The organism is Nodosilinea sp. P-1105 (assembly GCF_012911975.1).
GTDB lineage: Bacteria > Cyanobacteriota > Cyanobacteriia > Phormidesmidales > Phormidesmidaceae > Nodosilinea.
On sequence record NZ_SMDQ01000012.1, the window covers coordinates 26,923 to 48,497 of the forward strand.

The window sequence follows — 21,575 nt, forward strand, 5'->3', positions numbered from 1 at the left end:
TAGCTTTCAGTCTATAGGCTTCTGATACAGAAACCTATAGACCTAGGTCTGAATGCCTATCTTAACTAGAATCCCATAATTTTACAGTCCGGAAGACCGAACCGCCCAACCGCAGGCCTCAAGGAAACACCATAGCCTTTGCCCCCATTCCCCTGTACCCAGAGGCCATCGAAGACTCCCCTAGGGACTACCCAGGGGAAACCATGGCCTTAGTTCAGTTCGTCGATGGCAAACAGGGTCGTGGTACCCGAGACCTCATTCCCCACCATCAGTACCGGACGGCCCTGGGGATCGGGGCTATCGGCGGCGGGGATGAAATGTAGCCCTTCCGCCCCCAGGTCGGTGGTGGTGCCTCCCTCAGCGGTAGTAGCCACACTGAAGTCACGGTTATTAATGTATTTAACAAAGGTGGTTTCAGCGGGAATGGTAATGTCATAGACCATGACGCCCCCTACCCGTTCCAAACCGACAAACGCATAGGTGCGATCGCCAATCGTGCCCACGGCAATCCCTTCGGGTTCAGGGCCTTTGTTAGGGGAGCGACGCTTGAGTTGTACTTCGCGATCGCGATGGTCGGCATTAAAAAAGTCAGGGGTCAAAGCTAGCACCGTTTCTTCCATCTGGCTAGCCGAATCCCACACTAGGTCCAGCCCCTCATCGGTCATGCGAAACACCGCAAAAGACCGTCCACCAAAGGTATAGATGGCCCCGTAAACACATTCCGCCTCCACATAGGCGCGCACATTGTCGTAGCCTGCCGCCTGGGCCTCGGCCGTAGTCAATGAGGGATTACAGTCATTGGCCACCCCCAGGGTGGAGGTAACTAACAGCTGCCCCAGTTGATCAGGGGCCTGGAGGGCTTCAGCATTGGGGAACGCCACCGGGTCCAGTTGCAGCCGCCCCAGGGCAAACTCCTCTGACCACCACTCATCTTCGTCATAATCCCTCGCATCCCCTTCATTGGCAGTCAGAATATAGGTTTCACCACCAGTTTCAAAAATGCGGATGGTGTCGGGCTGAAAGATACCAAACACCGGCCAATGCCGAATGTTGACGTCCCCCTGGCGGCTAGCATCAAAGCCATTGCCTGCCCACTCTCCAGATTCAGACCAGTCTTTAAAGCCCAGGGGGTGAATAGCGGTAACCGTGGCCGTTTCGATATCAACTACCCCAATGGCGTTGTTTTCCTGCAAACTGACATAGGCTGTGCGGTTATCGGCAGCCACTTCCACCCACTCAGGTTCGAAATCTTGGGCGGCACTAGCTCCAGGACCAAAAATGCGAATGCCCTGGGCTCGCATGCCATCTTCCCGGCCATTGAACGCTCTAAAATCAGCGGTGCGCACCTGGGCTTGGGTAACATTGGCGGCCCCCACAGAGAGGTCAATGATGCTGACAGAACCCTCTGGATCCTGGGCGTAGTCATTCACCGGCTCCCCTTCGTTAGCCACCAATACCCAGCGCCCATTAGGGGAGAAGGTCAGCGCATCGGGGAGCGCCCCTACCTGCACCACCGATAGACGATTGCCGTCAGTGTCATATAAGGCAACAAACCCATTGTCAGCCCGGTTGGTTGCCTCTACGGCGATGGCCACTACACCATTTTTCGTCGCCACGCTATTGGCATCGGCCCCCAGGTCAGACACATTAATGGTAAACGCTAGGCTAGGGTTGCTCGGCTCCGACAGATTGAGCACATCCACCTGGCCAGAGGCCGCATTGATCACAAAACCCCGCTGGGTAGCGGGGTCATAGGTGACAATTTCAGCCGCACTCTGGCGATAAATGCCGGACTGGTACTGGCCCAAAACAGACAAACGAATTTGGGCTGCCTCAGTTTCTGAAACGTGGGGTTCAAAGGCTGATACCGCAATCGGCGAAAGATTAATTGCAGCGAATAGGCAAGCGGTCAGGGGTAAGCGCATCGAAGCTTCCGTCAACATCAAAACGTCAATGTTTGACCTTAGACCACAGATTTTAAGAAAAGGGGATAAATTTTATTAAGGAAAAATTAAGACAACAGCCAGTATTAAAGGAAGTAAGGAGAGACTGATCCTGTTGGGTTCAGGCCGATGGGAGGTTTGTTGTAAAGGTGATTGGTTCATTCCCCGTCGTCAGCAGCTGTGTGATCATTCACCCTATGCCGTTACAGGGAAGCCGCCACCGGTTCAGCGTCCCGTTGGGGATGGAGCGCCTGACCGTCCTGGAGGGCTCCATACAGCCGGTTCAGGGCGTGCAGGTAGGCGTGGGCGGAGGCCACCACAATGTCGGTGTTGGCCGCATGGCCCGAGAACACCCGTTCCTGATGGCGGATGCGGATGGTGACTTCCCCCAGGGCATCGATGCCTTCGGTGACGGACTGCACCGAGAATTCAATCAGCTGGTTAGGGATATTCACCACTCGGTTAATCGCCTTGTAGACGGCATCCACGGGGCCAGTGCCGATCGCCGCATCCATCAGTTCGTCCCCCTCGGGAGTGCGAACGATGACGGTGGCGGTGGGGCGAGAGTTGTCGCCACAGGACACCTGCACCAGATCCAAATGAAAGTGCTCGGGGGCCTGGCGGGTTTCGTCGTTGACGATGGACTCGATATCCCAGTCGGTAATGTCTTTTTTCTTGTCGGCCAGTTCCTTGAACCGCAGAAAGGCCCGATTCAGGGACTGATCATCCAGGTCGTAGCCCAGTTCCTGCAAGCGGGTACGGAAAGCATTACGGCCCGAATGCTTACCCAACACAATCTGGTTATCGGTGAGGCCGATGGACTGGGCATCCATAATCTCGTAAGTGAGCTTGTTCTTGAGGACGCCGTCCTGGTGAATGCCAGATTCGTGGGCAAAGGCGTTGGCCCCGACAATCGCTTTGTTGGGCTGCACAAACATGCCGGTCAGGTTCGACACCAGGCGAGAGGTTTTGTAGATCTGGCGGGTGTCGATGGTGGTCAGAGGCGCCTCGGAGTCAGCGGGGCGGCCAAAGAAGGGGTTATAGAAGGCGCGCCGCACATGCAGGGCCATCACCAACTCTTCCAGGGCGGCGTTACCGGCCCGTTCGCCAATGCCGTTGATGGTGCACTCTAGCTGGCGAGCCCCGTTTTTCACCGCTTCTAAGAAGTTGGCTACCGCCAAACCCAGATCATTGTGGCCATGGACGGAAATCACCGCCTGGTCAATGTTGGGCACATTTTCTTTGATGCCGCGAATCAGGCCGCCAAATTCTGAGGGAGTCAGGTAGCCCACGGTGTCCGGGATATTGACGGTGGTGGCCCCAGCGGCGATCGCGGCCTCTAGCACCTGGTACAAAAACTCGGGGTCCGAACGTCCGGCATCCTCTGGGGAAAATTCCACATCGTCGGTGAAGGTTTTGGCATAGGCCACCATCTCTGGGGCGATCGCCAGCACCTCGTCCCGACTCTTGCGCAGCTTGTACTGCATGTGAATGTCGGAGGTGGCGATGAAGGTATGAATGCGCCCATGGGCTGCTGGCTTCAGGGCTTCCCCCGCTCGCTGAATATCAGCTTTAGTGGCTCGGGCCAGGCCACAGATGGTGGGGCCATCGGCGGTCCCTACCTCTTGGGCGATGCGCTGTACCGCTTCAAAGTCCCCAGGACTGGCAAAGGGGAACCCGGCCTCAATGATGTCGACCCCCAGACGGGCCAGCTGCCGCGCAATGGTGATTTTTTCCTCAACATTGAGGGTAGCTCCGGGGGATTGTTCCCCATCCCGGAGGGTGGTATCAAAGATCAAAATTCGGTCTGGGTTGGCGGGTTGGCGCATGGTGACTCCCATGGGATAGACAACAGTTCGTCAGATAACAGGCAGGATGCAGAATTCTAGGCAGTCGCCTTTGACAGGCAATCACGGCACAAGACAATCACGGCACAAGACAATCACGGCACAAATGTATCGATTCTAACTATTGTAGTGGGTAAAACCGGATTGACTATGACTTAGCCCAGCAATTTTGAGCATTTAATTTTGAGCATTTGATGACACGACTAGCCGTCCATGTCCCAGTCGGCGGCATATTGCAGCATCAGGGGCGGTAAATCTAGATCCTGAGGGGTACAGCAACGGGCTTCAAATACGCCCACCACATCCTTGAGGCGAGGATGTCCCCTGGTTTTACCCGTCACACCACTGGCAATCACCACGGCGCAGTTGCCCTGGGACTCCTGCTGCCATTGGTGCCAGCGATCGAGCAAGTTGCGGTCTGAGCCCTCATGGGTGTCATATTCGGCAAACAGGTGCAGTTCACCATCGCCGGTTTGTAACAGGCCCAGCTCAAAGGCATCGCCACTGAAGGGATCGTTCCCAGGGTTAAAACACACGGCCTGTATTCCCTCGGCCGCTTGGAGGTGCTGAATCAGGGTTTTGGCTTTAGGCCGCGAGGTTTGGATCAAGACGGTGGGTAGGGGCAATGCCGTTACCTGATGGTCAGCCGCTAAGGATTGATAGGTGACCGTTCTATCGTGCTGCAAGCCGTTCAGCCAATCTGGCTTGAACTGGGTGAGTACAATTAGGGCCCCATCAGGCACATAGTCATCCCGCAGCACTGGAAAGGAGTCCATGGCTGGGGGCTCATCGGTAAAGGCCAGATCGGTCTGGGCCGCCAGGTCAGCAGTCACCTCGGGTAGGGTTTTGACCGTAACTGGGAGACTGGCGGAGCCGTTTTTTTCGGGGTTAGGGATGCGGTAATGCCCCTCCAAAGCCTTGAAAGGGGGCTTTTCCAACTGGTGACGGTACTTGCTAAAGAAGCGCTTAATCGCCTCCATGGCGACTAAAAAGGTGGCCCCTTCTTCGTCAGCTAATTGATTGCGCATGCCTTCTAGGGGATGGATGCTACCAAAGTCTGGCTGTACCGATTCTGGAGCCATGGCTAACCAGGCAGGGGGCTGATACTGGGCACTGGCGGGGGGCTGATCAAACAACTCGAAGTTCAAAAATAGACAGTCCTGCTCTAGAAAGGCCTCCTGCATTTGCTTAGGAGACTGGGGACCCATCAACACGCGATCGCGAAACTGCTTCAGGGAATCCAGACTGCGGTACATCAGCAGGCCATATTCCACCCCGCCCATGCCCAATACCGACACATATAGGGTATCCACTTCCCAGGCATTCAGTTCCACCGCCAAAATTTGCTGTTCGTTGAGGCTGTGCCAGGGGGCCAGTTCCCATATTTCCATGGCCTTATCCACCATGGCATCGCCATAGCGTTCAGGCAGTTCTGCATCCGCCATTTCACTGGATTGCAGCAGGGCATGGAAGAGTTCATCAATCAGAGGTAGCTCCGGAGCATAGTCAATGGCGATATCTAGCCCCTGCAGGGCACCGCGCAGGTAAAACTGAATCTCGCGATCGCGCACCACAATTTTTTGAGGCCGGGCGGGGTTGAGCCCTCCCTGGGGTGCTTCAATCGCTTGCAGCAGGGTGCGCACCACAGGCTCGTAACCACTGCTAGAGGGCACGATGGTAATGCCCCGTACAGTACCGTGACTACTGTCAACCCAGAGAATACAGTCGCTGTTTTCCCCCGCATCCTGGGGTGACATCCCCCATTCATCATCCATAAAACCATTCACAGACCGTCGGTCCCCTTCCCATACACTGGCCAGGCGAGGTAGCTGCTTCAAACGGTCGACGGTAACGCGGTTCAATCGAGTCATGGGCTAGGAGGTAGGACAATTCTAGGAATGGGATGGTCAGCGCTTAGCTAGATTTGGCTGGGGCTAGAGCATCGGTACAGTATGGCAAGATCCCAGGGTTCTCAGGCTGATTGGCCATGAACTTTAGGACATCTCAGGGCAGAACCCTGGGATCTGTACCGGCGTTCTAGGGTAAGCATAGACAAATCAAATACCAACAGTGGCTCGATCGGGGAATTTCAGCCAGGCATGAGAAAGACCTAAGCTACACTAAAACTATAAGAAGTCTTAGCCGAAACCACGGGAGCCGATGGGCGAAAGTGTTAGATTTCACAACATTTCTGCCGAATTGGTTTAGCTATGGGCGCTAAGATAGACACCTATTGTAGTTGTTCTCCATCCAAAGGTTGTTATGACACAAGTCGCTGAGCAAGCCCGCGGCATCCTCATGTCGGATACAGCTCTCAAGCATGTTAAGGCGCTCCAGCAGCAGCAGGGAGGCCAGGCGCTTTGCCTGCGGGTGGGCGTTCGCCAAGGGGGCTGTTCTGGCATGTCGTACACCATGGACTTTGAAGATGCCAGTAATATCAATGACCAAGATGAGGTCTACGATTACGACGGCTTCCAGGTGGTCTGCGACAAGAAAAGCCTGCTCTACCTCTATGGGCTAATGCTGGACTACAGCGATGCCCTGATTGGCGGCGGCTTCCAGTTCACAAACCCCAATGCGGCGCAAACCTGCGGCTGTGGCAAGTCCTTTGGGGCTTAAAGGGCTATCCTAGTTCACTCCCTGGTGGTTGTGGCTGAAGTCCGGGTTCCAGCATGGCGCGTGTTGATTTAGCCCTTGGCATCGACTTTGGCACCTCTGGGGTGCGGGCGGCGGTGGTGGACCGGCAACGGCAACCGTTGTGGAGTCATCGGCTGGATTACCCATCTTTGGCTGACTTAGCCGAGGGCTGGCGAGTGGCCCTGTTTCAGGTGTTGGCCGCTTTACCAGCAGACCTGGCGTTGCGGCTGGGGCGGATTGGGCTGGATGGTACCTCAGGCACGGTGTTGCTCTGCGATCGCGCTGGCACCCCCCTGACCCCACCACTGCTGTACAACGATGCCAGGGGCCAGGCGGTGCTGGAACACCTGAGGGCGATCGCCCCCGCCAATCACCTCACCCTCAGTGCCACCTCCAGCCTGGCCAAGCTGCTGTGGTGGCAGCATACCCTGGACCCAGCCACCTGGCAGCGGGCGGCTTACTTGCTGCATCAGGCGGACTGGCTGGGGGCACAGCTGCATGGGCAATGGGGCATCAGCGACTATCACAACAGTCTGAAGCTGGGCTACGACGTGGGTCACCTCACCTACCCCGGTTGGATGCGGCACCAGGCCTGGTCGACTTTACTGCCCCAGGTGCTGGCTCCTGGGGCGGTGGTGGGTCCAATTACCGCTGCGATCGCCCAGCGATTTGGTCTGTCGCCCCAGTGCCAGGTGGTGGCGGGCACCACCGACAGCATTGCCGCCTTTTTAGCCAGTGGGGCCAGAGTACCCGGTGACGGGGTCACCTCCCTGGGGTCCACCCTGGTGATCAAGCTCTTAAGCCGCGCCCGGGTAGATGCCAGTCAGTACGGCATCTACAGTCACCGTCTCGGGGACCTGTGGCTGGCAGGGGGGGCCTCCAATAGCGGTGGGGCGGTGCTACGTCGTTTTTTTGATGATCAAGCTTTAGCGGATCTGAGCCAGACCCTTGATCCAACCCAAGCCACCGGCTTAAATTACTATCCTCTCTTGAGGCTAGGGGAGCGCTTCCCGATCAACGACCCCAACTGGCCGCCGCGCCTCACCCCCCGCCCGGCGGACGATCGCCTGTTTTTGCACGGGCTGCTGGAGGGTATCGCCCGGATTGAACAGCGGGGCTATCAACGGTTGGCGACCCTGGGGGCAACCCCGCTGCAGCAGGTATACACGGCTGGGGGTGGGGCCAAGAATGATGTATGGACAAAACTGCGATCGCACCTGATGCAGATCCCAATTGAAACAGCCGCCTCGACCGAGGCGGCTGTGGGGGTAGCATCTTTAGGGCTGAACCATTTGTAGTCAGCTGCAACCGAAGCTACAGGTCAAACTGATTGCCGCGACGGTACTGCAAATAAGCGGCCACAAACAGCCCGGCCAGGGTCACCGGAATTAGCCCTAAAACAATTCCACTCAGCAAAGGCTCAACCACAGCTTTTCTCCCAATCTAATGCCAATGTCATACCACCATAGCACCTGAGCCCGAGGCCCAACATGCTACTTTTTCAGATCCTAAGGGCAACTTGGGGCTAGGCGTCAACCATCTATGCGCTCTGCCAGCGCTAACCAGCGTTCTGTGGCCGCATCAATGGCCGCCGACAGGTCGCCGAGCTGTGCCGATAAACGGGTAACCTCTTCGTAGTCATTGGGGGGATCGCCGTAGAGTCGCTGTTCAATGGCTGCTTTTTGCGCCTCCATCTCAGGGACTTGAGTCTCTAGCTGCTCATACTCCCGCTTTTCTTTGTAAGACAGCTTTTTTCCCCGATCTTTTGGGGTCTGGGGGGAGGGGGCCTCGGCCTTGCCGTTATGGGCAGCTGGCGGGGGGCCGGGTTTGGCCTTGGCCAATTCGGCCTCGGCTCGCTCTTTTTCGGCCTGTTTGTAGTCCAAATACAGGGAATAGTTCCCTGGGTACTGGCGCAGGACGCCGTTACCTTCAAAGGCGAAAATGGTATTGACCGTGCGATCTAAAAAGTAGCGATCGTGGGACACCACAATCACGCAGCCGTTAAACTCCTCCAGGTACTCCTCTAGCACCCCCAGGGTTTGCACGTCCAAATCGTTGGTTGGTTCGTCCAAAATCAATAGGTTGGGGGCTGACATCAGCACTTGCAGCAAAAACAAGCGCCGCCGCTCCCCTCCAGACAGTTTGTGCAGTGGCGCATACTGCTGATTGGGGGGAAACAAAAACCGCTCCAGCATTTGGGAGGCGGTAATTACGCTGCCATCGGCGGTGGTGACCAACTCGGCGGTTTCTTTCAGGTAGTCGATCACCCGCTGGTTGGGATTTTTGAACAAATCTTCGGAATGTTGGTCAAAGTAGCCAATATGAATGGTAGTGCCAATATCGACGGTGCCGGTATCGGGCTCTAGCTGGCCAGTGACAATGTTCATCAGGGTAGATTTGCCCACCCCGTTGGGGCCAATAATGCCGACCCGGTCATCAGGGGCAAAGGCATAGGTCACATCTTTGAACAGGACCCGCCCGTCATAGTGTTTTGAAACCGCTTCTAGCTCAACCACTTTCTTGCCAATGCGGCGACCAGCGGTGGCAATATCAACTTTACCCAGGGCTTGCTTAAAATCACGACTCTGCATATCGCCGATGCGATCGATGCGGGCCTTTTGCTTAGTGCTGCGAGCTTTAGGCCCACGCTTTAGCCATTCCAACTCCCGCCGTAGCACCCCAGCATGTTTTTTTTGGCTGCTGACTTCGGCGGCTTCGGCCAGAGCCTTTTTCTCTAGGTAGTAGGCGTAGCTACCGGCGTAGCTGTAGAGGTCTCCCCGGTCGATTTCTAAGATTCGATTCGTCACCTGATCAAGAAAGTAGCGATCGTGGGTAATTAACAGCAACGCTCCCCGAAATCCGCTGAGATAACTTTGCAGCCATTCCACCGATTCGGCATCGAGGTGGTTGGTGGGCTCATCCATCAACAGCGCATCGGGATCAGACAACAGGGCCGCCGCGATCGCCACTCGTTTGCGATATCCCCCCGACAGATCCCCTAGCTTGGCATCAAAGTCGTCAATGCCCAGCTGACTCAGAATTACCTTGGCATTGGTTTCCAAATCCCAGGCATCGGCGGCGGCAATTTTTTCGGTCACCGTCGACAGCTTTGCCATCAACGTGGCGGTATTCCCATCGCCCTGGGCCAGATGATGAGACAGATCTTCGTACTCGCGAATCAGCGCCATCTGCTCCCCGGCATCGGCAAAGACCTGTTCCAGCACAGTATGGCCTGGCTCAAAGTCGGGCTGCTGCGGTAGATAGACCACCTTCGATCCAGAGTTGACCCAAAACTCGCCGCCATCAAAGGGCTCTAACCCGGCGATCATTTTCAGCAGGGTGGATTTGCCGGAGCCATTGATGCCGATCAGACCAACTTTTTCGCCTTCTTCTAAGCTAAAGCTGGCATCGCGCAGAATTTCCTTGATGCCAAAGTCTTTGGTGGCAGAACGCAGGGTAAACAGAGTCATGGGCAGGGGGGTACGATAGCTGGCAAGCAGCCTGAGGTTGCACGTTTAGGATAGCGCGATTGAGCAGCCAGCCAGAGACCGGTGGCGGTCGCCGGGCCGCAAAAAACCGCCACCAATGGGTTATACGAGAACCATTGACAGCGGTTGGGGTTAGCGCGTGACGAAATGGGTAGTGCTCTAAATAATCAGAATATTTAAGGATCGGTTTGTAGTTCTTGGGGCTGGAGGAAGGCAATCATTTCGTCTACCCCTCGCTGGATGCGGCGAGTAACGGTCATCGGGCTGACGCCAATCTTTTCGGCCACTTCCTTGCGAGATAGCCCTTTGAAGAAGACAAACTCGATGGCGGTGCGGGTTTTAACTTCCAGTTGGTTGAGGGCCCGCTGGATTTGCTGGCGGTCTTCTTCCAGGGCCTGCATCAGTTGGTAGTGGGTATCGGGTAGGGTTTCGCCGAGGGTAATGCTGGAGTCAACCTGCTGGCAAACGGTGGCATCGAGGCTGAGGGGCAGGCGGTTCTTGTGGGCCATTTTGGCTTCCCGCCATTCTTTCACCGATACCCCAAGAGCTTCAGCCATTTCGCCATCGCTGGGGTTGCGGCCTAAGGAGCGCATGAGCTCCATCTGAAGTTTTTGGGATTCTTTTTGTAGATCCTGCCAGCGGCGGGGAATCTTAACCGTAGTACCGCGATCGCGCAGGAAGTGCAGCATCTCACCCCGGATGTAGGGCACCGCAAAGGAGCTAAAGGCACAGCCTTGGGCGGGGTTGAACCGCTCGATGGCACGAATCAAACCAATGTAGCCAATTTGCTCTAAATCTTCGTAAGGTTCTGAGCACTGGTGGCTAACCCGGTGGGCAATCTTTCTCACCAACCCAGCATTCAGCCTGACTAGGCGATTGCGCAGGTTTACAGAGGGGGACTGCTTGTACTCCATCAGCAGTTCCATGCCCCGGGAGCGAATGGTGGAAGTTTGAGTAGCCATATCTGTAGGTGTCCTTGGGAGAGCGAGTGCCTTGAGAACTGTGTCCTATTCTCCGAGTTGGCACCGGCTGTCACCATCGTTGATCTACGGTACTCTGGGCAGGGGTAGCGCAGGATTTCAGTGAAACTACGGGGTTGACGCCAGCGCTCGTTTGGGGCGATCGCCTCCAGGCAGGCGACCAGGCCGACTCGTATTCTGCTTATTGTGGGTATCCCAGGACGGAATCAATGGCTGGCTGAGACCGGGCTTCACCCTCTTTGAGTACCCGCAAACCAGGCTAAGCTAGAGGTAGCAATGCGGGGTGTAGCACCTCTTAACATTTCTTACGCTGGGGTTATGGCATTAAGGGCAGTTTTACTCGACTTTAATGGGGTGGTGATTAACGACGAAGACCTGCACCAACGCCTGATCCAGGATCTGCTGCTAAAGGAAAATCTGCGCCCCAACCTAGACGCCTACAACCACTATTGTTTGGGGCGTACCGATCGGGCCTGTCTCAGCGCCTTGCTGAATCGGCAAGGACGGGTGGTGTCAGAGGAGTATTTAAACCGCTTGCTAGAGCGTAAGGCGGCCAGTTACCAGCAGCACCTAGCCCAGATGGATCCGCTGCCTCTGTATCCTGGCCTAGAGGATGTGATTTACCAGTGTCGGGCGGCCGAGTTGAAGCTGGCGGTGGTATCAGGGGCACGGCGATCGGAGATTGAAGCGGTCCTGGCCCTGGCCAGCATCGACGAGTACATGGCGGTGATTGTCTCAGGGGATGATGTCACGGAGGCCGGCAGTAAACCGGCACCGGACAGCTACCAACTGGCGATTCAGCAGTTGAACCAAACCTTCCCAGGGCTAGACCTGACCCCGGCAGAATGCTTAGCAATAGAAGATTCATTTGCGGGTATCGCGGCCGCTAAAGCGGCTGGGGTGCCGGTGTTGGGGGTAGCCCATGCCTATCCCTACCAAATGATTCATCGCCGGGCTGATTGGGCAATTGACCACCTGTATGAGTTGACCTTAGACTGGCTGCAACCCTATTACGAACCAGATACTGCGGCGGTATCGCCTTAAACCTTTTTGGCGATCGCTGTCCCCTAGGATAGGACCACCTCTGCTCTGTCTTGTCTTTACAGCTTGTCCTACGCCATCTATGGTTGAATCTATCTTTTCCCCTCCGGACATCTCTCCCTTGGCTTCCCCCCAAGCCGTACCGCTGATTCAGCCCATTGGCGTCAAAGCGCTCTACGGTCTAACGTTGCAGGGGGAGTCGCTGCTAGCGGTGGACCCGTTTCGGGGCTATCTGTTGCGCATTGACCCCAAAACCAGCAATCTCGAAATTCTGAATCCCCGCCACGCAGAGGCCTTTGAGGGGGCTACGGGGGTGGCCTGTTGGCAAGATCGGGTCTGGGTAGCTAAGGACCACGGCATCTTTGTCACGCCGTTGGCCGACATCAACCCTACGCCGGTACTGACCCTACCCTACACCGCCGATGGCGTTGCCGTTTGGGAAAGCACCCTCTATGTCAGCTGCAAAAAAGCAGGTTACATCTATGTATGCGATCGCGAATCTGGGCAGCGGATTACCCAGTTTCCTGCCCCTGGTATCGGGGTACAAAACCTCTCTGTCTGGGGAGACTATCTGTGGTGCTGTGACCAGCTAGAACAAACCGTCTACTGCCTAGATCGGGCCACGGGGGAACTGGTGGTGAAAATGTTGACCCCGTTTCCCACCCCCACTGGACTGGCGGTGCCACCCCGCACCCGGCCCGAGAGTGGCACCCTGTGGGTAGCCTATGCCAACGAAGAGCCTTACGTGCGGGATGACCCGAATGGCGAAGAACCCTATGAGCTGACGTTCCGCGATCGCACCCTAATTCACCCCTTGAGCTACCACTGGTACGAGGACGCCAACTACTGCCGCACCAACGGCTACCTGATGGAAATGACCTATGTGGAAGAAATCGACGCCCTAGAAGACGCCATTCCCCTGCAGAATGTCGAATGGCGGATTGCCTTCCCCACCACCACCGATCGCCAGGTGGTGCGGTCTGTGGAACCCGTGGGCATGCCATTTCAGGAAGTGATGCAAAACGGGGAGCGAGTAGCCAGCTATCGTTTTGACCAGTTAGACCCCCACGAGCGTCACCTATTCGGCTGGAAAGCCCTGGTTGAGGTGTATGGCATCAAATATCAACTCACCCCCCGCCAGGTGGAATCGGCCCCGGCCCTGCCCCCAGAATTTGGCCCCCGCTACCTGATTGACGATGATGAGCTAGCCATGCATACCCCCACCATCCAGGCGGCAGCCCGCGATAGCGTTGGCACTGAGACTAACCTGCTGCGCCAGGTGCTTAGCATTCGCAACTACGTCTATGACAAATTGTCCTATGCGGTCACCCCAGCGATTGAAACCCCAGACGTCGTCCTGCAACGGGGGCGTGGCTCTTGCGGCGAATACGTGGGCCTGCTACTGGCCCTGATGCGCCTTAACGGCATTGCCTGCCGCACCGTGGGGCGCTACAAGTGCCCCGGACAGGCTGACCAGGCTGGCATTTACCTGGAGCCCGACTTTAACCATGTGTGGATCGAGTTCTACCTTCCTGGTTTTGGCTGGTTGCCCATGGAATCAAACCCCGATGATGTGGAAGACGGCGGTCCCTACCCCACCCGCTTTTTCATGGGGCTGCCCTGGTGGCATGTGGAAATGGGTAAGGGCATCCCCTTTGAGAAGCTGATCCGCCCGGAGAATAACCCGGAGGTACGTCTAGGGGATTTGGCCGTCAACCATATGCGGTTTAAGATTCTGGGGGAACTAGTCCCTTAGGCCACGCCAGCGAAGAGGGTTGAAAACGGTTCGGCAGCGGCATGCTCCTGGGCCACAATTTCCACAATTTTGTTGCGGGCCTCGGGCAGGTGTAGGGCCTCCACACAGGTTTCGGCCACCCGCCAGCGGGGAACATTGCCCTCAAACAGGGTATCAGCCGGGGCCATCACCAGTGAACGGGTGTCGTCATCATCATTTTTTAACCCCCCTGGCCGCACGATTGTGTAGGTTAGACCGCTGGCTTGCAGGTAGTCTTCCGCCTGTTTTTTCCAGTACAGCACCAGCCAAAACAAGTTTAAGGGGTGAAAGAACTTAGACACACAGAGGGACGACACCATCACGAACTGCTCAATCCCAGCTTGTTGGGCGGCGTCAACCAGGTTTTTGGTGCCTTCGTAGTCCACCTGGTAAGGGCCAGTGGGATCAAGGCTAGGTCGCGCCCCGGTGGCACAGATGACCACGGTGCAGGTCTCGATCGCCCGCCGGATACTGTCTTTGTCGGTCACATCACCCTCGACCAATTCTACCTGGGGGGGTAGGAGGGACCTGGCGGCGGCGGCATCGCGCACAAAGGCTTTCACCTCAATATCCCGCTGTACCAGTTGGGTGATAACCCTGGAGCCCGTTGCTCCTGTTGCACCCGCAACAAATACTTTCATGATCCCTATCCTCTACTACGCTGTCTAGATACTAAGAAATCTCCTAGGAAATAGGAACATCCCTCCGGCAGGGTTGGTCTACAGGGCTGGACAATAAAAGAAAATAAAAAGGAGTTTCTGCTGGGCTGGAGACAGAGAATCCAGTGACCTCTGGCTCGGGGGGCTACCGGGGTCGCTCCGCTTAACAAAAGCGTGATAATTGTCACAGTTCCATAGGCCAACTTAGGTTAACTCTACTGAAGTCCCAGGGAACCCTTACCATAGGCTTAAGCCTTATCTGTTTCTGCATGGTGATGTTCAAATACGTGGTTTTGCCGTGACCTTCGAACCAATGCAGCCTTCTTCGTCAAAGCTTCAGGTGTCGCCAGTGTCGGGCGTCCCCACCCTGACTGATGGCGTCGAAAGCAGGACTCCAGCGCCAAGCTACACTCAACCAAACTACACCGAGCCAGACCTGGTCGAGTCAAACGGCCCTGGGCCAAGCTACGCTGAGCCGAACTATGCTGGGCCAGGCCTGGCCCAGCCAAAATCGCCCGAGCCAGAACGGCCCGAGTCAGAATGCTCAGTCCTCCTGTTTGAAGGACAGTACGCCGGTCAAATGGATATGGCCGCTGGCATTGATACCGTCGGAGAGTATTTGGACAGCCATCGAGGCTGGTTTACCCGCTGTGCCCATCCGATGCAAGTGGAGCCAATTTCGGACCATGGCTATGCCCTGGTGGTAGGGCGCTTTTCAGTGCTGAGCTATGAGGTAGAACCGAAGGTAGGACTTTACCTATCGCCGGTTGACCATCAGGTGTATCGCATCGACACTATTCCGATTCCGGGCTATGTGCCCCCTGGCTACGATGTGGACTTTCGCTCGGTGCTACGCCTGGTCGAGGGTGAAGGCCCGGGGGCAACCGAGGGCTCAGCTGCCCCCGGGATTACCAAGGTGGACTGGGAGCTATCCCTAACGGTAAAAATCCATAAGCCTAGATTTATGAATGCATTGCCCTATGCCTTGGTCAAAGGATCTGGCGATCGGCTGCTGAATCAAGTGGTAAGGCAGGTGTCGAAACGGCTGACCCGCAAGGTGCAAGAAGACTTTCATGCCAGTAACCAGTTGTCTTTGCCCCCCAGCTACCATCGTCACTTTTTTTGGTCGAATTGGGGGAAAGCCTAGTGTTGAGTCAAAAAATAAGGACGGGAGATATGACTTAGGGTTTACGGTTCATGGTATGCGGTTCAAGGCAAGCCGTAGACCGTTAACCGTAGACCGTTAACCGCGACCCTGTTGACCCGTCACTTCTGGCTTGACAGACCACTACTCGATAGCTAGAGCCTGCCTGCAGTTTGCTATTCTGACAACCAGGTTCCTTAGGCGCAGCCATGGCAGTTAGTGTTCAGCAAATTCTTCAATGGAAGCAAACTCACCAGCCATCCCACCCGATTACGATGCTGACTGCTTGGGATGTGATGTCGGGCCAAATTGTTGACCAGGCTGGGGCTGATATTGTGCTGGTGGGGGACTCATTAGCGATGGTGACCCTAGGGTATGACACCACCCTGCCCCTCACCCTAGACGACATGCTGATTTGCGCTAAGGCGGTGCGGCGGGGGGTGAAAAGTGCCTTGCTGGTGGTTGATTTGCCGTTTTTAAGCTACCAGACCAGCTTGGAGGAGGCTATCCACACAGCAGGCCGATTACTCAAGGAAGCCGGGGTACAGGCGGTCAAGTTGGAAGGCGGACACCAGGCAGCAGTTGAGATTGTCAGTCGCCTGGTGCAGTGGGGGATACCAGTAATGGGACACGTGGGATTGACCCCCCAGTCGGTGAACCAGTTGGGCGGGTTTCGTAAACAGGGTAAATCCCACGCCGGGGCGGAGCAAATTTTGGCGGAAGCCCAGGCCCTAGAGCAGGCCGGAGTATTTTCGATTGTACTAGAGCACATTCCAGCGGACCTGGCTGGGACGATCACCAAAGCCCTTGGCATCCCTACGATTGGCATTGGGGCGGGAATCCACTGTGATGGTCAGGTGCTGGTCACTGCTGATGTGCTGGGGCTCTCGGCCTGGCAGCCCCCCTTTGCCAAGGCCTATGCTAATCTACGTAGCCAAGCGATTGAGGCAGCTCAACGGTTCTGTGAAGAGGTGCGATCGGGACAGTATCCGGCATAAATTTCCGTTAAGCTAGGTAAGCTAACCCCGGACACTACCCCAAGCCTGCTTCGGTAACTTTTAGAAAACTGTCTACCGAGTGATGGGCCGTGCCTAAACCTACTTAGATCAGATTCATTACAAGATCAGATTCATTACAGCTAACACTGTCCTATGACCACAACTTTGCAATTCAAGTACGACGTTAAAGACCTGGCTTTGGCCCCCCAGGGTAAACAGCGGATCGAGTGGGCCGGGCGAGAAATGCCGGTGCTGCGGCAAATCCAAGATCGCTTCAGCCAAGAACAGCCCTTAGCAGGTATTCGGATTTCGGCCTGTTGCCACGTTACGACCGAAACCGCCCACCTGGCGATCGCCCTCAAAAACGGCGGGGCCGATGCGGTGTTGATTGCCAGTAACCCCCTGTCAACCCAGGATGATGTGGCCGCTAGCCTGGTGGCTGACTACGGCATTCCTGTGTTTGCCCTGAGAGGGGAAGACAACGCCACCTACCACCGCCATGTGGAAACGGCCCTAGACCACCGCCCCAACATCATCATTGACGACGGCAGTGATGTGGTTGCCACCTTAGTTAAAGAACGTCAGGCCCAGCTGAGTGATGTCATCGGCACCACCGAAGAAACCACCACAGGTATCGTGCGGCTGCGGGCTATGTTCAAAGACGGAGTGCTCAGCTTCCCGGCGATGAACGTCAATGATGCTGACACCAAGCATTTCTTTGACAACCGCTACGGCACCGGGCAATCTACCCTGGATGGGATTATTCGGGCCACTAACGTTTTGCTGGCCGGTAAAACTGTGGTCGTCGCGGGTTATGGCTGGTGCGGTAAAGGTACAGCTTTACGGGCGCGGGGCATGGGGGCCAACGTTGTGGTTACCGAAATTGACCCCGTGCGGGCGATCGAAGCGGTGATGGATGGCTTCCGGGTGATGCCCATGGCCCAGGCGGCGTCGATTGGCGATCTGTTCATTACCGTGACCGGTAACAAGCATGTCATCCGCCAAGAGCACTTCGAGCTGATGAAAGATGGCGCCATGGTTTGCAACTCAGGCCACTTTGACATCGAAATTGACCTGGAATCCCTTGGGAAAATGGCCTCTGAGGTGAAGCAAGTGCGCAACTTCACCCAGCAGTACCGACTCACCAGTGGTAAGTCGGTGATTGTGCTGGGCGAAGGTCGCCTAGTGAATTTGGCCGCCGCTGAAGGCCACCCCAGCGCAGTGATGGATATGAGCTTTGCTAACCAGGCCCTGGCCTGCGAGTACCTGGTGAAGCAGCGGGGCTCCCTGCAGCCCGGTCTGCATTCCATCCCTGAAGCGGTGGACAAGGAAATTGCCCGCCTGAAGCTAGCGGCCATGGGGATTGAGGTGGACAGCCTCACCCCTGAGCAGGAGATTTATATTAACTCCTGGACGGTAGGAACTTAAGGCGCCTTCCGAGCCAGAAAATCCTGCGTTTAGTCAGCGATCGTAGCTCTTGTAGGGTGGGCATTGCCCACCACCTGGCAGAAAGTTTCCTATACCAAGTCCAGCTCGAGATCTGGAGTTTTCCCACAGGCAGAACTCCAGGTCTGGACTGGGATCTGGTTTAGGCGTCACCTAAGCAAGCAAAAGGCAGAAGGCAGTTCGCTGGCTTTTTGTCGTTTGCTTTGGTTAGGGCAGTCAAGGTATAGCCATCGCCAGAACAGGTCGGACATACCGATGCGCTGGAAGCGATGGCTATCTGCCTTGGTGTCATCTAGTTTCCAGCTGGGTTAGCGGTCAATGGCCTAAGCTCCATGGCCAACCCTGTACAGGTGGCGGTGCCCCCCTGCTATCCCCCATAATTTAAGGGGTGTGCTTAACACTCGTTCATAACCGTTTCGATGCCATGGCCCAAGATTTGCAACAGTTTTTGACCCTGCTAGAGCAGCGGGGGCAACTCCGCCGGATTACGGCAGCCGTTGATGCCAATCTGGAGATTGCCGAAATTGCCAACCGGCTCTTGCTGGGGGGCGGCCCGGCCCTGCTGTTTGAAAACGTCAAGGGGGCCAGCATGCCTTTGGCCATCAATGTGCTGGGTACCGTGGAGCGGGTGTGTTGGGCTATGGGCATGGATCACCCCGCCGAGTTGGAAACCCTGGGGGAAAAGTTGGCGCTGCTGTACCAGCCCCGCCCCCCCAAGAGTCTGTCCCAGGCTGTGACCCTCGGTAAAGCCCTGTTTGATGTGGTCAAGGCCAAACCAATGCGGGATCTGCTGCCCCCGTGCCACCAGGTGGTGCTGAAGGGCGATCAGGTGGATCTCACCCAGTTGCCTCTGCTACGGGTCTATCCCGGTGATGCGGGTAAGGTGATCACCCTGGGCTTGATGATCACCAAGGATCCAGAAAGTGGCATTCCCAATGTCGGCGTCTATCGGTTACAGCTGCAGTCTAAAAACACCGCCACGGTGCAGTGGTTGTCGGTGCGGGGCTGTAGTCGCCATTTACGCAAGGCAGCGGCTCTGGGCCAAAAGCTGGAGGTGGCGATCGCGATTGGGGTCCACCCCCTGCTAATTTTGGCGGCTGCCACCCCCCTACCAATCGATTTGTCGGAGTGGCTGTTTGCCGGGCTGTACGCAGGTCAGGGGATACACATGGCCAAATGCAAAACGGTGGATTTAGAGGTGCCAGCCCAGGCTGAAATTGTGCTGGAAGGCACCATTACCCCAGGGGAAACCGCCGTAGACGGTCCAGCCGGAGACCATATTGGCTATTACGGTGGGGTGAACGAACAGGCCCCGTTACTCCGGTTTCACTGCATCACCCAGCGTAAAAATCCGGTCTACATGACTACCTTCAGCGGTCGCCCCCCCAAAGAAGACGCCATGATGGCGATCGCCCTCAACCGCATCTATAACCCGATCCTGCGCCAGCAAGTGCCGGAAATTCAGGACTTTTTCTTACCGATGGAAGGGCTGAGCTATAAGGCGGCGGTCCTTTCCATCGAAAAATCCTATCCGGGGCAGGCCAAACGGGCGGCCCTGGCCTTTTGGTCGGCGTTGCCCCAGTTCAGTTACACCAAGTTTGTGATCGTGGTCGATAAAGCGATTAACATTCGCGATCCCCGCCAGGTGATGTGGGCGGTCACCTCTAAAGTGGATCCGGCCCGTGACGTGTTTATTTTGCCCAACAATCCCTTCGACCGCCTCGACTTTGCCACTGAAAAACCAGGGCTGGGCAGCCGCATGGGCATTGATGCCACAACCAAGGTCTATCCCGAAACCGATCGCCCCTGGAGCGATGAACTGGTGCCCGATCCGGACACGGCCGCCCTGGTGGATAGCCGCTGGGCCGAGTATGGCTTGGAGGATTTGAACCTGGGGGATGTGGACCCCAATTTGTTTGGCTATGATTTGCGGTGATGGGGCGATCGCGGCACTACTAGATCGAAAGCCGGTTTAAAAGCCATACGACAGGCTCAGCCCGAGCGTGTTGAAGCTTATGCGACTCTATCGTCTGAATACAGGTGCTGTTGAAAACCGATAAAAACCGATCTGATGTTGTTCACCTCACCGAGGTCGGCAATGGCGTCTCTGAGGTTGTGGTACTTCAACTCTAGCAGTTGCGGCAGTTTATCTTGGTCGAGTTCCCCTACCCCTTGTTCAATATATTGATTGAGCACAAAGTCTAGAAAGTCTTGTTGCCTACCTGTATAGCGGGAGAAGATCAACTCCTTATGGGCCATGACCCGTTTGCGGCGGCTGATTGGGGCATTGGCGTAGGCGATGTAGGCTAGCACATCATATAAGTCACTGTTTTCAGCGTCGATTAGGCGGCTAATTTCGGTGAGTTGTTCATTGCCATAGCCTTTTTCGGCTAAGCCGTCTAGAAGGGCTTTGCGGGTGTCGGGTCGGCTCCAGAGTTGTCGCAGTTCGGCTTCGTTTTTAAATGACTCTGGGATGTCGCCAAACAGGCGCTCTACGAACTCAGCCGCCGGGATCGGTTTACCATCTGGACTCCAGAAGCTGGTCTGGATGGTGTTTTGCAAGGTGCGCTCTTTGCCGTCAGCCAGCTTAATGACGATTTTCTGAGGACGGCCGGGGGTAGGGGAGTCGGAGTCGAGGTCGTCGGTGGGGGAATCAACGTTGTAGTCGCCAGCAGGTTCACGGGGACCGCGAGAGGTGACTCGCACTGGCTCCTGGGGTTCGCCATCCCACTCCGGATCGTTGAAGTGCTCATAAGCTTTTACGAAATCGTAGATGGTGAAGTAGTCTTTGCCCTCGAAGGGTCGGGTGCCGCGTCCGACAATTTGTTTGAACTCGATGATGGTACCGATAACTCGCAACAGGATGATGTTGCGAACGTTGCGGGCATCGACGCCGGTAGAGAGTTTTTGAGAGGTGGTCAGGATGGTGGGGATGTTTTTTTCGTTGTCTTGGAAGGTGCGGAGAAATTGTTCGCCGAGGCTACCGTCGTTGGCGGTGACGCGGACGCAGTAGTTGGGATCGGTACTGATTTTGTAGTCGTTGATTAGGTCGCGGATGGCTAGGGCGTGATCTTGGGTGGCGCAGAATACGAGGGTTTTTTCGTTTTGGTTGATCATCTCCATGAACAGCTGAACTCGGTAGCGTTCTCGCGCTTTGATTTCGATGATGCGGTTGAAGTCGGATTCGGTGTAGACGCGATCGCTGTCGATGGCTCCTTCTAGTAGGTCATCGTCCGGGCTGTAGCGGTATTCGTCGAGGTTGGTTTCGATCTGCCGCACTTTGAAGGGGGTAAGGAAGCCGTCATTGATGCCGTCTTTGAGGGCATAGGTATAGCGTTTGGCCTGCCCGACGCCTTCGGTATCGCGGGCATCGCGCTTTTTAGCTTCGATGACGGCGAGCTTGTGGCCACGGTATTCCAGCACGTAGTCGGCAAATTCGGCAGCGGCCCGCCGCCCGCCCCCTACCAGCCGACCGGGGGCAATCACTTCTCGCCGCACTCGGCTGTTTTCTACCACGCCCCAGCCAGCGGCCCGCAGGGCGGGGTCAATCAGTTCGGCACGGGTTTCGGCTTCGTTCACGATGCCCTCATTTTGCTTTGAAGCACTTTTGCCCAGAGT

16 protein-coding genes are annotated in these 21,575 nt (G+C 56.1%); 8 read left to right on the forward strand and 8 right to left on the reverse strand.

Features of this window, described 5'->3' with window-relative positions; all coding sequences use genetic code 11:
* Positions 1-209 precede the first annotated feature (209 nt).
* The 3 genes from E1H13_RS07620 to E1H13_RS07630 form a co-directional block, all read right to left on the reverse strand.
* Positions 210-1,943: a choice-of-anchor I family protein gene (locus tag E1H13_RS07620; protein WP_169612813.1), complete on the reverse strand. Its 1,734-nt coding sequence runs from the start codon at positions 1,941-1,943 to the stop codon at positions 210-212.
* 203 nt (positions 1,944-2,146) lie between these two features.
* Entirely contained in the window at positions 2,147-3,772 is a 1,626-nt protein-coding gene (locus E1H13_RS07625; RefSeq protein WP_169612814.1) for a 2-isopropylmalate synthase, read from the reverse strand.
* A gap of 221 nt (positions 3,773-3,993) precedes the next feature.
* Positions 3,994-5,661, reverse strand: a complete 1,668-nt coding sequence (locus E1H13_RS07630; RefSeq protein ID WP_169612815.1) for a hypothetical protein — start codon at positions 5,659-5,661, stop codon at positions 3,994-3,996.
* 391 nt (positions 5,662-6,052) lie between these two features.
* On the opposite strand from E1H13_RS07630, the gene E1H13_RS07635 reads away from it, so the two are divergent.
* Positions 6,053-6,409: an iron-sulfur cluster assembly accessory protein gene (locus tag E1H13_RS07635; RefSeq protein WP_169612816.1), complete on the forward strand. Its 357-nt coding sequence runs from the start codon at positions 6,053-6,055 to the stop codon at positions 6,407-6,409.
* A 53-nt stretch (positions 6,410-6,462) separates the two neighbouring features.
* Positions 6,463-7,725 (forward strand): FGGY-family carbohydrate kinase, encoded by a 1,263-nt coding sequence (locus E1H13_RS07640; protein ID WP_169612817.1) that lies wholly within the window; start codon positions 6,463-6,465, stop codon positions 7,723-7,725.
* A gap of 16 nt (positions 7,726-7,741) precedes the next feature.
* On the opposite strand, the gene petG is transcribed toward E1H13_RS07640, so the two are convergent.
* The 3 genes from petG to E1H13_RS07655 all read right to left on the reverse strand — a co-directional run bounded on the left by petG (position 7,742) and on the right by E1H13_RS07655 (position 10,877).
* The gene (gene petG / locus E1H13_RS07645) at positions 7,742-7,855 is read right to left on the reverse strand and encodes a cytochrome b6-f complex subunit V (RefSeq protein ID WP_106882944.1); all 114 of its coding nucleotides are present in this window, start codon (positions 7,853-7,855) and stop codon (positions 7,742-7,744) included.
* A 104-nt stretch (positions 7,856-7,959) separates the two neighbouring features.
* Positions 7,960-9,897: an ABC-F family ATP-binding cassette domain-containing protein gene (locus tag E1H13_RS07650; protein WP_169612818.1), complete on the reverse strand. Its 1,938-nt coding sequence runs from the start codon at positions 9,895-9,897 to the stop codon at positions 7,960-7,962.
* A 194-nt stretch (positions 9,898-10,091) separates the two neighbouring features.
* On the reverse strand, positions 10,092-10,877 hold the full coding sequence (locus E1H13_RS07655) for an RNA polymerase sigma factor SigF (RefSeq protein WP_169612819.1): 786 nt from the start codon (positions 10,875-10,877) through the stop codon (positions 10,092-10,094).
* 336 nt (positions 10,878-11,213) lie between these two features.
* On the opposite strand from E1H13_RS07655, the gene E1H13_RS07660 reads away from it, so the two are divergent.
* Positions 11,214-11,939 (forward strand): HAD family phosphatase, encoded by a 726-nt coding sequence (locus E1H13_RS07660; protein ID WP_169612820.1) that lies wholly within the window; start codon positions 11,214-11,216, stop codon positions 11,937-11,939.
* Positions 11,940-12,018: 79 nt separating this feature from the next.
* Positions 12,019-13,692, forward strand: a complete 1,674-nt coding sequence (locus E1H13_RS07665; RefSeq protein WP_169612821.1) for a transglutaminase family protein — start codon at positions 12,019-12,021, stop codon at positions 13,690-13,692.
* On the opposite strand, the gene E1H13_RS07670 is transcribed toward E1H13_RS07665, so the two are convergent.
* Entirely contained in the window at positions 13,689-14,351 is a 663-nt protein-coding gene (locus tag E1H13_RS07670; RefSeq protein WP_169612822.1) for an SDR family oxidoreductase, read from the reverse strand. The two genes, E1H13_RS07665 and E1H13_RS07670, sit on opposite strands and share 4 nt — an antisense overlap.
* A 316-nt stretch (positions 14,352-14,667) precedes the next feature.
* On the opposite strand from E1H13_RS07670, the gene E1H13_RS07675 reads away from it, so the two are divergent.
* The 4 genes from E1H13_RS07675 (at position 14,668) to E1H13_RS07690 (ending at position 19,893) form a co-directional block, all read left to right on the forward strand.
* Positions 14,668-15,516 carry a DUF1997 domain-containing protein gene (locus E1H13_RS07675; protein WP_347404135.1) on the forward strand — a complete coding sequence of 283 codons (849 nt, stop codon included), beginning with the start codon at positions 14,668-14,670 and terminating at the stop codon, positions 15,514-15,516.
* Between the two features lie 206 nt (positions 15,517-15,722).
* The gene (gene panB / locus E1H13_RS07680) at positions 15,723-16,511 is read left to right on the forward strand and encodes a 3-methyl-2-oxobutanoate hydroxymethyltransferase (RefSeq protein WP_169612823.1); all 789 of its coding nucleotides are present in this window, start codon (positions 15,723-15,725) and stop codon (positions 16,509-16,511) included.
* A gap of 153 nt (positions 16,512-16,664) precedes the next feature.
* Positions 16,665-17,939 (forward strand): adenosylhomocysteinase, encoded by a 1,275-nt coding sequence (ahcY, locus tag E1H13_RS07685; protein WP_169612824.1) that lies wholly within the window; start codon positions 16,665-16,667, stop codon positions 17,937-17,939.
* Positions 17,940-18,381: 442 nt separating this feature from the next.
* Positions 18,382-19,893 (forward strand): UbiD family decarboxylase, encoded by a 1,512-nt coding sequence (locus E1H13_RS07690; RefSeq protein WP_169612825.1) that lies wholly within the window; start codon positions 18,382-18,384, stop codon positions 19,891-19,893.
* Positions 19,894-19,970: 77 nt separating this feature from the next.
* Here the strand turns inward: E1H13_RS07690 and E1H13_RS07695 are convergent, their stop codons facing one another.
* Positions 19,971-21,536, reverse strand: a complete 1,566-nt coding sequence (locus E1H13_RS07695; RefSeq protein ID WP_169612826.1) for a type I restriction endonuclease subunit R — start codon at positions 21,534-21,536, stop codon at positions 19,971-19,973.
* Positions 21,537-21,575: the final 39 nt, after the last annotated feature.